Origin of the sequence: Chloracidobacterium sp. (assembly GCA_015075585.1) — a bacterium.
Classification (GTDB): domain Bacteria; phylum Acidobacteriota; class Blastocatellia; order Pyrinomonadales; family Pyrinomonadaceae; genus OLB17.
Map to the genome: position 1 here is coordinate 1,826,562 of JABTUB010000001.1, position 12,463 is coordinate 1,839,024.

The window sequence follows — 12,463 nt, forward strand, 5'->3', positions numbered from 1 at the left end:
AGCTTCGAGATCACCGCTTGTATGTTACGACATTTCCCTTTTCGCCGACCGCACAACCGTATTTCTTCGATATAAAAAGCCCGTAAAAGTCTCCTTTTACGCCTGAACTTTGTTTCACCCAAGTTCTTCCTTTATCAGACGTCAAAAGGATCGTACCATTGTGCCCCACCGCCCAGCCGTTCTTATCATCAGCGAACGATACGCGTTTCAGCGTATCAGGAAAGGCATTCTCGACCTTTATCCATGTATTGCCGCCGTCAGTCGTACGGATTATCGTCCCGCCGCCGCCGACCGCAAAGCCGTTATTGTCATCCCGGAAGTTCACTGCAAATAACGCACGCGGCACACCCGAATTCTGCGTACTCCACGTCTTGCCTGCATCGGTCGAAGCGAGGACAAGCCCTTTGTCGCCAACGATCCAGCCGTGAGAATTTCCGTTAAAATCCAAGTGGAACAGCTCATTTTTTGTAGGGATAATAACCCGCTGCCATGTATCGCCGCCATCCTCCGTGCGCATCACCAGCGAATCGATGATCTCGTCATCCTTGTTCACCAATGAGCCGATCGCGATGCCGTGCTTCTTATCCGAAAAGCGGATACTCGAGAATACCGGCGTTCCGCTGCGAAAATCCGACGTCCTATAGATACGGGTCTCGCCCCAAGTGCGGCCGCCGTCCTCCGTGATGAACATCAACCGGCCCGCAACGAGATAACCGTTCTTGTCATTACGAAAGTATATTTCGTTGATGTCTTCCTTTGTGTTCAGTGCTATCTTCTGCCACGTTCTGCCGCCGTCATCGGTCGATGCAAGATAGCCGTTGTCTCCGCCGATAAATCCCCGAGAAGCCGATGTGAAATAGACCGCAACAAGATCGCTTGTTGTCTCGGGACTTTGGCGAAACCAGCCCGACTGAGCACGCCCCGCATTCGCGAAGAACAAAACAAGACCGACGATAAAAGCTGCTGAAATGGAATTACGCATAAGACAAAGGTCGAAAAAGGTGATCTTTTGGTTAATAGGATACGGTTTCCTTTGCCAAAAATCACCTTTTCCGATGCCGTTCGTTTGCTAAGAGTTTGCAGCGTTCTACTTTATGACGCGGAAAACCTTACCCTTATAGACAACCGTAACCTGCTCGCCGAGCGATAGATACGGTGCAAGCCCGGTCTCCTTTGCGGCAAGATCAAAGTACTCATTGCTGCCGAATTTAACCGTAACGACCGGTAGTTTTGCATTCTCATTGAATTCAACGTCAACCCACACACCCGATTCATTCGCAAAGCTCTTGTTGGCAATAAATCGGTTCGTCGCTGTATTGCCGATCAGGAATGTATTTTCATCTGCGCCGGCTCCATCGGCAGAAAATACCTGGACACTGTTCTGCATGGTGTTCTGCTGGACGCTCAGTTTTACTGCGTCTGCGCCGCTTTTCTCGGCGGCCTTTCGCGAGCCTCCGCCGATAGCGACCGCAGCCGACGGCGCTGAGCTCCGCACGTTCGCCATTGAGCCGTCCGTCGCCAGATACGAGGTGTAAGGCGTAACAAGTCCGTACTTCGAAGCAAGTTCAACGACCTCATCGCGCGTTTCTTTTGACTCACCGTTGTTCCTTATCTGTTCGAGCAGCCAACCGACACGCCTGCTCGCCCAAAGCCGCGGCAGAAAGTCGTTCGCCTCCGAACGAGCCGGAAAATCGAGCCCTGGATATTCGAACTTTCGCGTTTCGCGGCCGACCCTTCCGGTCAACTTAAGGACGACACCGCGAAGATCGCTCGTATTCCTGTAACGTCCGATGATCGTCATCTGAGTGCCGCGAAACATATCCGTCGGCTTTCGCGGGTACATCAGTTCCGGAAGCACAGGGCCGAAGTCAATATCCAGGTCGGCCAGCACCGGCGAACTTACTCGAGCGAAAAAATTCGAGACCTTAACCTCGAGATCTTCCGTAGGCTGCACATAATCCGAGATACCCGAATTCTCCGAACCGATGCGGTCGAGGAGCATTGTATTAACGTCGTAACCGAATCCGAACGGAAATATGCGGATATCAGAACCTTTCGCTGCCTGCAAATTAGCGATTATCCGCTCGGGCTTTGTTTCGCTGATATTCGGCAGGCCGTCGGTCATAAAAACCAGCATCTTCGGCCGGTCGTTCTTCTCGAACAGCTTGAGCGAGGCAATAAGTGTGTCATTTATATTAGTGCCGCCTGACGGCCTCAGACGCTCGACAAAGGACGTTCCGCGCCGTTTGCCTTCGTCATTTGCCGCGATGAGGCCTGCTTCCATCAAGTGCTCTTCGCCCGCAAAACTGACGACATTGAAGCGATCGCCGTCACGAAGTGTCTTGATGCCGAACAGCAACGCTTTTCGGGCCTTTTCCATCTTGCCCGCATCCGCCATCGAACCGCTCGTGTCGATCACGAAGACGATGTCTTTATTGAGGTATTCGGTCTCGGTCAACTTGTCCTTAGGCGACAATGTGAGGAGAAAATAGCCGTCCTTGCCCGGTTCTCGATACGTTATCAAAGACATTCCGAAGTCTTTATCGGAAAGGCTGTAAAAAAGCTGGAGGTCGGAAGTGTTGTTCTTTGCTTCGAACGAAACATTCGCACTCTTATCGCCCTTCAGCTTCGTGTCGATCTGATGGGTCGGCGAGTAAATATTGCGGATAGGTCCATTCGCATTGATCTCGATCGAGCCGGAAAAGGTCCCAACCTGCTGCGGCGACTGCGAATTCAACGCTGGCTCCGGGCTTGCCGGACGCCATATATTCCTTCCCATGCCGAGCGGATAGCGATACGCAACCGTTCCGCTGTCAGCCCGAAGCACCTCGCTGTATGTCAATTCTAATTTCTTATCCGAACGCGGCTCGATCGGAAAGATCGATGCTTGGAAGAGATCCTTTCCTGCGTATTCCAATAGCCCCGGATCACGTTGACGGCGGACTATCTCGTTGTAGATCCTCCGCGCCTCCTCGCGTGAGCGAACTTCGCCGACAAGCTTCTTTCCGTTCTCCCAAATAGCGAACTCAACGATCGACGCTGCCTCAGGTATGGGAAAAAAGTAGGTCCCTTCAAGCCTCATATCAGTATCGTTGCGGAATATCTGCTCGACGTGGGTTGTGGCTACCTGCCCGACGATCTTGGTATCAAGTCGAACCGAGCTTACGGGAAGGACGTTCGGGAGCGGCACGGGCGGCCGTGGCATAGGGCGACACGGTCTTACGTCGCAAATGATCGGAACGATCACACCCTGGGCCAGCGTCCGCATTGCACCAAATATGCCGAAAATACTCGCAACTGCGGGCAATAAAAACAGATATCTTCTCATTTTGACGATCCTCTCCACGATCTCGTTACCGGTTTGGTCTCTCTTTGAGACACCATCAGAACGGATCGGGTTGCATTGCCTTGCAGAAAATAATTCAGTTTTCGTCAGGTTCGGCGATCGCGGTATCGATATCCTTTTCGAGGCGATTTCGAAGCTTTTCGACAAGCTGGTCTGACCGGAGAAGGCTCTGTTGCAGGTTATCTTTTGTCGCGCTGATCTCCGCGAGCAGTGCCTGAAGGTTCTGCCTCTCGCTTTCGAGGGACTTGCGCCGCTGCTCACGGAGCACTTCAGGCCGCAGCGAACCGGCAGTTGCGACCTCACGCTCAATAGCCTCAGGCAAGATCGCAGTTGATATTTGGTCAAGCCGAAGCTTAACACTATTCTCGCGGTCAAGGAGATCGAATATCTGGCGGCGGAGGCTCTCGCTACGCTGCTCAGCACGCGTCAAAATATCCAAATTTGTCAGAAGGCGCTTCTGCTGCTCTTCGTACGGATCGGGCCGTGATGATTCGAGTTTCTTGATGCGAGAGCTAAGCTCCTTGATCTTTGCGGCACTGTCATCTGTTGAAGGAGGTTCCGACAGCGGTTCTTCTGCCTGCTGCTGCACATCTGCCGGGTCATACAGAACGCCGCCTTGGTTTATGATCTCGGCACCCGTAAGGGTACGTGTCGGTGCCGTTTTCGAAGCCGTTCGCTTGATAGGCTTCTTTTGCTGCTTGGTTTGTGCAAAGGCTGTCCCGATCGACAGGACAACGAACAGTGCGGCCAATAATGACGTGTACAGAATGCTTGATCTCATTTCCTCTTCTTTCTGTCCGCTTTGTCCGGCAGCAGATCGCCGCGAAACAGTTCAATTGAATTCTTTGCCAATCCGACTATCGGAATAGCATCGATCCCCGAATTGATCAGCCCGAGCAGAAGGCCTTTTTTACGAACATCGGTGCCAACGAGTACCACAGCGAGGACAGTGCCGCCGAACGGTACAGACCGTGCTGCACGCCGTGCGACCTGCCATCCGCCGGCCCTTACGATCTTGCGTTTTACCGAATCACCTTTTGCCATCACACGCGCTTCGAGTTTACCCTTGCAATGATACGATGACAACGGCATACTTTTCTTTGCACGAAACTTCGGAAATAAAGTTGCGGTAATTGCTTACTCTTATGGGCTTTACGGTTGAGGAACTATCTAAAGTAACGGATGGAAAATGGGTCCTCCGTGATATCTCGTTCGAGGTGGCTGACGGCGAGCGCATCGGCATTTTGGGCGGCGAAGGCGCCGGAAAGACGACCTTGCTCCGGCTTATTGCCGGCATGGATCGCTCGAACGGAGGCAAGGTCGAGGGGCTTTCGCCCGAGGACTTTATATTTCCGACGCCGATCCGCAAAACCGGTATATTCGGTGCGGACAAAACATCGCTTTCCGACTGTGAGGCCCGCCGCCAAGCCCTCGATTCTGCTCTGGAAGCCGACGCACCTATCCTGCTGCTCGACGACCTGCTTGCCCCTGCCGATGCATTCATTCAGGCATTCTATGCAAAGAAACTGCGTGATTCAGGGAAGACGATCGTCATGGCCTCGTCGGATTTTCAGCGTTTGGCGGCGGTCTGCGATCGGATAGTTATCATCGACCGAAGCTATCTGATACAAGCTGGCTTTACACAACAGGTATATGAGAATCCGATAAATGTTGCCGCCGCAAGACTAACCGGTGAATGTAATCTGATCGAGGCCCGCCGCTTGACCTCGACAAATGCAGAGCTGCCTGAGTTTCAGACCATCGACGGCGGCCATCGCCTCACGGCACGCATTACCGCAAAAGGAAAACTCGGCGCCATACATCAGAGCGTTTCGCTTGCGATACGCCCCGAACACGTCTCGATCTCATTTGAAGCGTCCTTTCCTGAGGATAACGTCATTCGCGGGATCGTTCGCGACATACGATTTCACGGACCGACTACGCTCGTTTCGCTCGATTGCAGCGGCTTGGAACTGCTTGCACGCGTATTTCGCGTGGTTGGCCTGAACGTCGGCGACGAATGTATGATCGCGATGCCGCCGCATCGCCTTAATGTTCTAAAAAGCTAACTCAGGTCGGCGTCGAGAATTATATTGACACGCCGATTTTTCGCCTTAGCCGCGCCTTTCGCTCCCGGCACGGCAGGTATCGTACCGCCGTATCCTTTTGCGCTGATCCGCTGTGTACCGATACCAAGCGACTCAAATTTTGCTTTTATCCTGGCAGCCCGCTGATCAGTGAGGGCCTCAAGCGTCGCCGCCTCACCGACATCATCGGTGTGCGATTCAATGGTGATCTTGTAATCCGGATTATTTACCAGGATCTCGGCGATCGAGGTCAGTTTACCGTCAGACTGCATTGCAAAGGTCGATGAACGCGCCGCCTGCCAATAGCTCTCCGGCAAGACGAGGACTATCGAATTCTGTATCTTGGAAACCGTCCCGAAACGCCTGAGATCGGTCATCAATTGCTTCTCGCCGGCCTTTATACGCGCTGCCCTCGCCTCCTTTGCCTGAGCCTCCTCTGCTGCTTGTTTTTGCGCCTCTATCGCCTGGACTTTCGCATTTGCATTCTCTGCGTCGAGTTTTGCACGGCCAAGTTCCTCGCGAAGCCGGCCGTTCTCTTCACGCAGTTCTTTGATCTGATTCGAAAAATTCGCAACATCGCGTTCGGCAAGTTCACGGCTTCGGCGCTCTCGGCTGAGTTCATCTTCCAGATCGGAAATTCGGTTCTGCGAGTCGGCATAACGCTGCTCGGCCCGCCGCACCTCTGCGTCCGCCATCGTCTTTTCGTTGCGCTTCTCCCGATTTTGCCGCTCGACAATAGCCCGATCTTCGGCTTTAACAGCCGCACTGATCGCTTGCCGCGCCGTGATATCGACCTGCTCCTCCTTACGTCCGGCACGCCATGCATTCTCCGCATTGTCATAAAGTACCGTTGCGGCATTAAGCTCCTGAGCCGCGTCGCGTTCTGCTCCCGCAAATCTGGCAAGTGCGATAGCCTGTTTTGCCTGCAATATTGCCGACGGCGTGTGCGAGTAATCCAATTCAGCGATCTCGGGCGTTTTGGGGTCGCGGAAGAAATCGCTCGAATTGCCGAAATACTGTACCGCTGTCGTCGTCTGGATCGGCTTGCCGGAAAGGGTGTACGGATTCAGATTCTCAAGCATTATGGCCTGGCTGGGCCTGCGAACAAGAAAATGAGGCTCCGCGGTGATGATCAACGCAAAGGTTTGGAGTCGCGTCGTAACGCTTATCTTCGAGTCGAACTCAAAAAAACCGCGACGTTTGATCTCGCCAAGATTATCGACCTGGCCGTCCGGTGAGATCGCCCAAAGGACATAGGTAGCGTATCCAGCACCCAATTCAAACGGACGCGGCATCTTCGACACTGAAACATCCACTTCCGTACCGTTTCGGCTTGTGCGCTTGATCCGCGCCTCGCCCTTCATTCGCGGAAACCGAGTCGTCCCGCGAAATTGAAGCTGCACGGTCTCGTCCAACGGATATGTTACCGCCGTGGTTCGGCGTGCCATATCGCTTTGCGCAACTACGCCGGCCGACAGCAGAAAGACCGCAAGTATAGTGAATGAGAACGCTCGAAAGATTGTGATCGGCATTTATAACTCCTGTACGATAATACTCAAGGAAAAGATGCCACAACTGTTTAACAAGTTGCAAATAACCTTTTTGGACACAAGCAGCACAAGTAAAGTATATTCAACTCTTTACGACGCGCGATGAACGATCTGCGAAGACTGCTTGGCTATTTGAAGCCGCACCGAGTCACCTTTGTTGTGGCTGTCTTTGCCATGTTCTGCGTTGCCGTCTTTGAAACGGCCACGACGGCCTTGCTCGTACCGATCTTCAATCAGTTCATGCCGAACCCGGTTAAGTCGAAAACGCCTTTCGATCTTTCGGGCATCGTGCCGCTCGACGACTGGTACAAAGCATGGATCGTCATCTCGATCATGCTGTTGTCCTTCACGGCAGCAAAAGCGATCGCCGAATACTTTTCATCATATTTGATGGCAAAGATCGGACAAACGGCAGTTCTTGATCTGCGCAAGGAGCTTTACTCGCATCTGCTGCGGCAGTCGGCATCATTCTTTGAACGCCACCGTACGAATTTCCTCGTCTCGCGTATCGTAGTCAGCTGCGCGGCTATCGAACTCGCAGTTGCCGCCAATCTTCGCGATATTCTACGCGAATCCATCCTGCTGATCTTTTTCTTTTCGGCCGCATTTTATTACAGTTGGCGGCTGATGCTCGGCGCGATCGTGCTCGCACCGATAATTGCCTATCTGACGACTGAGTTCAGCCGCCGCATACGCAAGCAAAGTGAGATAAGCGTCGAAGGCAGTAAAGCGTTGAGCGACCGCACGCAAGAAACGCTTTCAAATTACGCCGTCGTAAATGCCTATGAAGGGCAGGAACGCGAAATGAAGCACTTTGAAAAGGTTGCGGGCGTGATAGCGAAGGCGAATCTGCGCTCACAGCAGTTTGCTGCTTTTTCGCCGCCTACGATCGATATCATCGGCACACTCGCCGTCGTCCTGCTCTTTTATTTCGGGCTTCGCGAGGTGCATATCGGACGCCTCGATGCCGCTCAGTTCTTCGCCTTTGTCTTTTTCCTCTTACGCAGTTATGACCCGATGCGCAAGATCTCGCGTCAGCACAGCGAGATAACGCGGGCCTTGGCGTCTGCGAGGGATATTTGGCAAATACTCGATGACGACGAGCCTGTGATCGAAAAGCCGAACGCCGTTCAGCTCGCGCCGCTCAAGGACGCGATCACGCTAGAAAAGGTCGGCTTTCACTATCGGCACAGCGATAAACAAGTCCTCCGGGACGTCGATCTGACCATTCCAAAAGGCTCAATGGTCGCGCTTGTCGGGGAAAGCGGCGGCGGTAAGTCAACGCTTGTAAAGCTTGTACAGCGTTTGTATGACCCGACATCGGGCAATGTTCGCTGGGACGGCATCGATCTTCGTGATGCAGGGCTGAAAAGCCTGCATCGGCAGCTCGCACTTGTCAGTCAGGAGACCGTTCTTTTTAACGACACGGTCGCATACAATATATCGTACGGCCGGCCCGACGCTGCTCCTGAAGCCATTGCCGAAGCCGCCGCAGTGGCACTTGCCGATGAGTTCATCGACAGACTGCCGCACGGATACGAAACTATCGTCGGCGAACGCGGCACGATCCTTTCCGGCGGCCAGCGTCAGCGTATCGCCATTGCGCGTGCGATACTTGTCGATGCTCCGGTGCTTATCCTTGACGAGGCCACCTCGGCACTCGATAACGAAAGCGAATATCTTGTTCAGCAGGCATTAGCGAACTTAATGAAAGACCGCACTTCGATCGTGATCGCCCACAGGCTTTCGACCATCAGAAAAGCCGACAAGATCGTCGTAATGAAGGAAGGAAACATCGTTGAGACGGGTACACACGACGAACTGCTCGCCCTTGACGGTATTTATACACGGCTTTACGGCCTGCAGTTCGATGAGGATGCGATTTTATGAGATCAATGACAGGCTTCGGCCGTGCTTCAGGCAGCATCGAGGAAGGCGACATTACCGTCGAGATAAAAACTGTAAACAATCGCTATCTCGATATAAATCTGAAGCTGCCCTCCGAACTTCAGCAGCTTGAAACCGAATTGAAGCGCTGCGTCACCGATCGGCTTGCACGCGGCCGTATCGAGGTCAGCTTCCAATACGACCGCAGCGGCAGTTCGGCGTATGAGATCGATCTGCCTGTTATAACGGCATACGTTAATGCCATGCAGGAGATCCGCGACACCTTTGGGCTTAGCGGCGAGCCTGATATGAATGTCATCGTCCGGCTTCCGAATGCGGTCTCGGTCAAGAGAGCTGAGGTCTCGCCGGCTTTTGCCGAACTTGTTTCCGCGACGCTCAAACACGCGCTTGAAGACCTCGACGCGATGCGTGCAAAAGAAGGTTCGCTGCTCGCTGATGACCTAAATACGCGATTGGAGACGATCACCGTCCGTCTTGCAGCGATAACGGCCGAATCGGCGAACATTACCGACGAATACCGTCAACGGCTCGAAAAGCGTATCGGTGATATCCTTGCAAAAGCCGGCACAAAGATCGAGGTCGATCCGGCTCGGCTTGCTCAGGAAGTCGCGTATCTTGCCGATCGATCTGATATCTCGGAGGAGATAGCACGACTCAGTGCTCATATCGAGCATTTCAAGATGATAATGGCTGACGAAAAAGACGTCGGCAAGCGTCTCGATTTTCTCACGCAGGAGCTGAACCGCGAGGCGAACACGATATCGTCAAAGACCGGCAACTTGACGGTCAAAGACAATGCGCTGGCTATAAAGAGTGAGATCGAGAAGTTGCGCGAACAAGTACAGAACATCGAATAATGGCGGCAGGAAAGTTAATAATCATCAGCTCTCCCTCAGGCGGAGGTAAGGGTACATTGATCACGGAAGTGCGCAAGCTGCTTCCCGATCTCGGCTATTCATGCTCGCACACCACACGGCCCAAGCGTGCGGGTGAAGAGGAAGGCCGCGAGTACTATTTCATCTCTGAAGATGAGTTCCGTCGCCGCATTGCGGCGAACGACTTTCTCGAATATGCGGTAGTGCACGGCCATCTTTACGGCACTTCGATAGCGGAAAGCCGAAAGGCGGTCAATACCGGCAAGGACCTGATCGTAGAGGTCGATGTCCAAGGCGCATTGAGCATAATGAAGCGGCAGCCCGACGCAAGCGTCAGCATTTTTATTCTACCGCCATCCTTCGAGGTGCTGAGGGCCCGCCTGACCGCCAGAGCGACGGAAGATGCAGCCGAACTGCATATGCGGCTTCAGAACTCATTCGACGAGGTGCTGCAATACAAGAACTTCGATTACGTCATCGTCAACCAGGATCTGTCCACAGCGGTTCGGCAACTTGCCTCTGTTATTCTGGCCTCAAGGCAGGCGACGAATAGACAAAACGATGCGATTCAGAGTATCCTTGATAGTTTCGATGCCTCGAGGCATCTTTTTGAAGGAGAATAGCCGAACATTATGGCAAACGAGAACGAGAACATTGATCCGATCGATGAAGTTGAGGAAGAAGAAATAATCGATCCGCCCGAGATCGATTCGAAATACCGGATGATCATCCTGGCCGCACAACGCAGCAAGCAGCTTCAACGCGGTGCAAAACCGAGGGTTGATGTTGCTGTTCAGGGAACAAAACCGACGCGGATCGCACTCAAAGAGATCAAAGAGCGGAAGGTCAACTTCGAGATACTTGAGCACTAGGCCGTTCAGACCGGCGATCGCAAAAAAGGCCCGCGTCGTGCGAGCCTTTTTTTGTTTTACATTCCCTTATAGTTCGGCCCGCCGCCTTCGGGCGTTACCCAATTGATTATTTGATAAGGATCGGCAACATCGCACGTCTTGCAGTGGACGCAGTTGGCAAAGTTGACCTTTAGTTCCTTGCGGCCGGCCGAATCACTATACTCCATCTCATAAACGCCTGCCGGGCAAAAACGCTGGCACGGATTGCCATATTCCTCGACACAACGCGTGGCGCAAATTTCGGTATCGAGGACGTGAAGATGCGAAGGCTGATCCTCATCGTGTGCGACCGCACCGTAAAAAACGTCGGTCATCTTGTCGAACGTGAGTTCCTTATCAAACGGAATGCCGGAATAACGGCCGGCATTTTCCGTTTTCCGCTTTCCGTTTTCCGTTAACTTGAGCATTCTTTCGTATCCCGCGACGTGATGTTCTTTCGGCATAAAGCCCCATGCGAGGCCGCCGGTAATGTACTGCAGGCCCGAATTGATGAGCGCGGCCCAACGCCCTTTTTGGAACGCGGCGTGGAAATTCCGCACCTTATAAAGCTCGTCATGGATCCAACTGACGTTGACCTTTTCCTCAAAGTGCCGCAGTGTTTCAGATGAAAAATCTTCCTGAGCAAGGGCAAAAACTATGGTCTCGGCTGCGAGCATGCCGGACTTCATCGCGGTATGGATGCCTTTAATACGCTGGCCGTTGAGGAACGAAGCCGAATCGCCCACGAGCAGGACGCCGTCCGCATAAAGCTTCGGCATCGTGTAACAGCCGCCGGCATTGAGCGTTTTCGCACCATACTTGACGAGTTTGCCGCCTTTAAGGATCGCGGCGACCTTAGGATTCGTCTTAAATTTCTGAAACTCCGCGTGCGGATCGATCATAGGGTCCTCGTAATCGAGGCCCGTAACGTAACCGATGCTTACGATGTTGTTCTTAAATCCGTAGATCCAGCCGCCGCCATAGGTCCGTGTGTCCGAGGGAAAACCAAGCGTGTGGACAACCTTGCCTTCGGGAAAGTTTCCTTCGGGCACTTCCCACAGCTCTTTGACCCCAAGCGAGAAAACCTGCGGCTCCTTGCCCTCCAACAATCCGAACCTTGCCATTACCTGCTTGGCAAGCGAACCGCGCGAACCTTCGCCGAGAACGGTAACCTTTGCGAGCAGATCGACGCCCGGCTCGAAGTTCGGCTTCCGCTTGCCGTCTTTGTCGATGCCCTTGTCGCCGGTACGCACGCCGATCACGGCGTCATTCTCGTCATACAAAACTTCGGCTGCCGGAAATTCGGGAAAGATATTGATGCCCTCCGCCTCGCATTTCTCGGCAAGCCACTCGCAAACTTTGCTCAGGCTTACGATATATTTGCCCTTATTCTTGAGCGGCGGCGGAACGATCGGTGCGTTAAAGCCGCCTTTTTCGGTCAAATACCATGCGGCATCCTCGGTAACGACCGTATCGACAGGAAAGCCTTCGGCGATAAAATCGGACATCAGCTCACGGATCGCACGCGGATCCATAACGGCACCCGAGAGGATGTGAGCACCGACGAAAGGCCCTTTTTCGACGATCGCGATCTCGAGTTCGCCGATCTTGCGGCCGGTCTTGAAACCTTTGTCGATCATTTCATCGTGCAGCTTTGCCTCGCGTTTCAGATGCAAAGCACCGGCGAGGTTTGCGGGGCCGGCACCGACAAAGACCACATCCATCGGGACTTGTTCACGTTCGCTCATAAATGAATCACCATTCAGTCAGCCAATTATATCAGCTAAATGCCGTGTGTCTAAACATC

At 53.2% G+C, this 12,463-nt stretch carries 11 protein-coding genes; 5 read left to right on the forward strand and 6 right to left on the reverse strand.

The window, feature by feature from the left end; genetic code table 11:
• Positions 1-10: 10 nt before the first annotated feature.
• The 4 genes from HS105_08435 to HS105_08450 form a co-directional block, all read right to left on the reverse strand.
• Entirely contained in the window at positions 11-982 is a 972-nt protein-coding gene (locus HS105_08435; protein ID MBE7516616.1) for a hypothetical protein, read from the reverse strand.
• Between the two features lie 105 nt (positions 983-1,087).
• A complete protein-coding gene (locus HS105_08440; protein MBE7516617.1) occupies positions 1,088-3,328 on the reverse strand; it encodes a VWA domain-containing protein in 2,241 nt (746 codons plus the stop codon).
• A 94-nt stretch (positions 3,329-3,422) separates the two neighbouring features.
• Positions 3,423-4,127 carry a hypothetical protein gene (locus HS105_08445; protein MBE7516618.1) on the reverse strand — a complete coding sequence of 235 codons (705 nt, stop codon included), beginning with the start codon at positions 4,125-4,127 and terminating at the stop codon, positions 3,423-3,425.
• Positions 4,124-4,438, reverse strand: a complete 315-nt coding sequence (locus HS105_08450; protein ID MBE7516619.1) for a hypothetical protein — start codon at positions 4,436-4,438, stop codon at positions 4,124-4,126. Before HS105_08450 ends, HS105_08445 begins: the two co-directional genes overlap by 4 nt.
• A gap of 53 nt (positions 4,439-4,491) precedes the next feature.
• Between HS105_08450 and HS105_08455 the strand changes: the two genes are divergently transcribed.
• Positions 4,492-5,415: an ATP-binding cassette domain-containing protein gene (locus tag HS105_08455; protein ID MBE7516620.1), complete on the forward strand. Its 924-nt coding sequence runs from the start codon at positions 4,492-4,494 to the stop codon at positions 5,413-5,415.
• Here the strand turns inward: HS105_08455 and HS105_08460 are convergent.
• Entirely contained in the window at positions 5,412-6,965 is a 1,554-nt protein-coding gene (locus HS105_08460; protein MBE7516621.1) for an OmpA family protein, read from the reverse strand. The two genes, HS105_08455 and HS105_08460, sit on opposite strands and share 4 nt — an antisense overlap.
• Positions 6,966-7,085: 120 nt before the next feature.
• Between HS105_08460 and HS105_08465 the strand changes: the two genes are divergently transcribed.
• From HS105_08465 to rpoZ, 4 genes are read left to right on the forward strand one after another with little or no spacing between them, the layout of a single operon-like run.
• A complete protein-coding gene (locus tag HS105_08465; protein MBE7516622.1) occupies positions 7,086-8,873 on the forward strand; it encodes an ATP-binding cassette domain-containing protein in 1,788 nt (595 codons plus the stop codon).
• On the forward strand, positions 8,870-9,748 hold the full coding sequence (locus tag HS105_08470; protein ID MBE7516623.1) for a YicC family protein: 879 nt from the start codon (positions 8,870-8,872) through the stop codon (positions 9,746-9,748). Before HS105_08465 ends, HS105_08470 begins: the two co-directional genes overlap by 4 nt.
• Entirely contained in the window at positions 9,748-10,389 is a 642-nt protein-coding gene (gene gmk, locus HS105_08475; GenBank protein ID MBE7516624.1) for a guanylate kinase, read from the forward strand. Before HS105_08470 ends, gmk begins: the two co-directional genes overlap by 1 nt.
• 9 nt (positions 10,390-10,398) lie before the next feature.
• Positions 10,399-10,638, forward strand: a complete 240-nt coding sequence (gene rpoZ, locus HS105_08480) for a DNA-directed RNA polymerase subunit omega (GenBank protein MBE7516625.1) — start codon at positions 10,399-10,401, stop codon at positions 10,636-10,638.
• 56 nt (positions 10,639-10,694) lie between these two features.
• Here the strand turns inward: rpoZ and HS105_08485 are convergent, their stop codons facing one another.
• Positions 10,695-12,404, reverse strand: coding sequence for an electron transfer flavoprotein-ubiquinone oxidoreductase (locus HS105_08485; GenBank protein MBE7516626.1), 1,710 nt, complete (start codon positions 12,402-12,404; stop codon positions 10,695-10,697).
• Positions 12,405-12,463: the final 59 nt, after the last annotated feature.

What these genes read in the sequence shown, in the direction of transcription:
- HS105_08435 (MBE7516616.1), bottom strand. Translation starts at nt 982, where the DNA reads ATGCGTAATTCCATTTCAGCAGCTTTTATCGTCGGTCTTGTTTTGTTC.
- HS105_08440 (MBE7516617.1), bottom strand. Translation starts at nt 3,328, where the DNA reads ATGAGAAGATATCTGTTTTTATTGCCCGCAGTTGCGAGTATTTTCGGC.
- HS105_08445 (MBE7516618.1), bottom strand. Translation starts at nt 4,127, where the DNA reads ATGAGATCAAGCATTCTGTACACGTCATTATTGGCCGCACTGTTCGTT.
- HS105_08450 (MBE7516619.1), bottom strand. Translation starts at nt 4,438, where the DNA reads ATGCCGTTGTCATCGTATCATTGCAAGGGTAAACTCGAAGCGCGTGTG.
- HS105_08455 (MBE7516620.1), top strand. Translation starts at nt 4,492, where the DNA reads ATGGGCTTTACGGTTGAGGAACTATCTAAAGTAACGGATGGAAAATGG.
- HS105_08460 (MBE7516621.1), bottom strand. Translation starts at nt 6,965, where the DNA reads ATGCCGATCACAATCTTTCGAGCGTTCTCATTCACTATACTTGCGGTC.
- HS105_08465 (MBE7516622.1), top strand. Translation starts at nt 7,086, where the DNA reads ATGAACGATCTGCGAAGACTGCTTGGCTATTTGAAGCCGCACCGAGTC.
- HS105_08470 (MBE7516623.1), top strand. Translation starts at nt 8,870, where the DNA reads ATGAGATCAATGACAGGCTTCGGCCGTGCTTCAGGCAGCATCGAGGAA.
- gmk (MBE7516624.1), top strand. Translation starts at nt 9,748, where the DNA reads ATGGCGGCAGGAAAGTTAATAATCATCAGCTCTCCCTCAGGCGGAGGT.
- rpoZ (MBE7516625.1), top strand. Translation starts at nt 10,399, where the DNA reads ATGGCAAACGAGAACGAGAACATTGATCCGATCGATGAAGTTGAGGAA.
- HS105_08485 (MBE7516626.1), bottom strand. Translation starts at nt 12,404, where the DNA reads ATGAGCGAACGTGAACAAGTCCCGATGGATGTGGTCTTTGTCGGTGCC.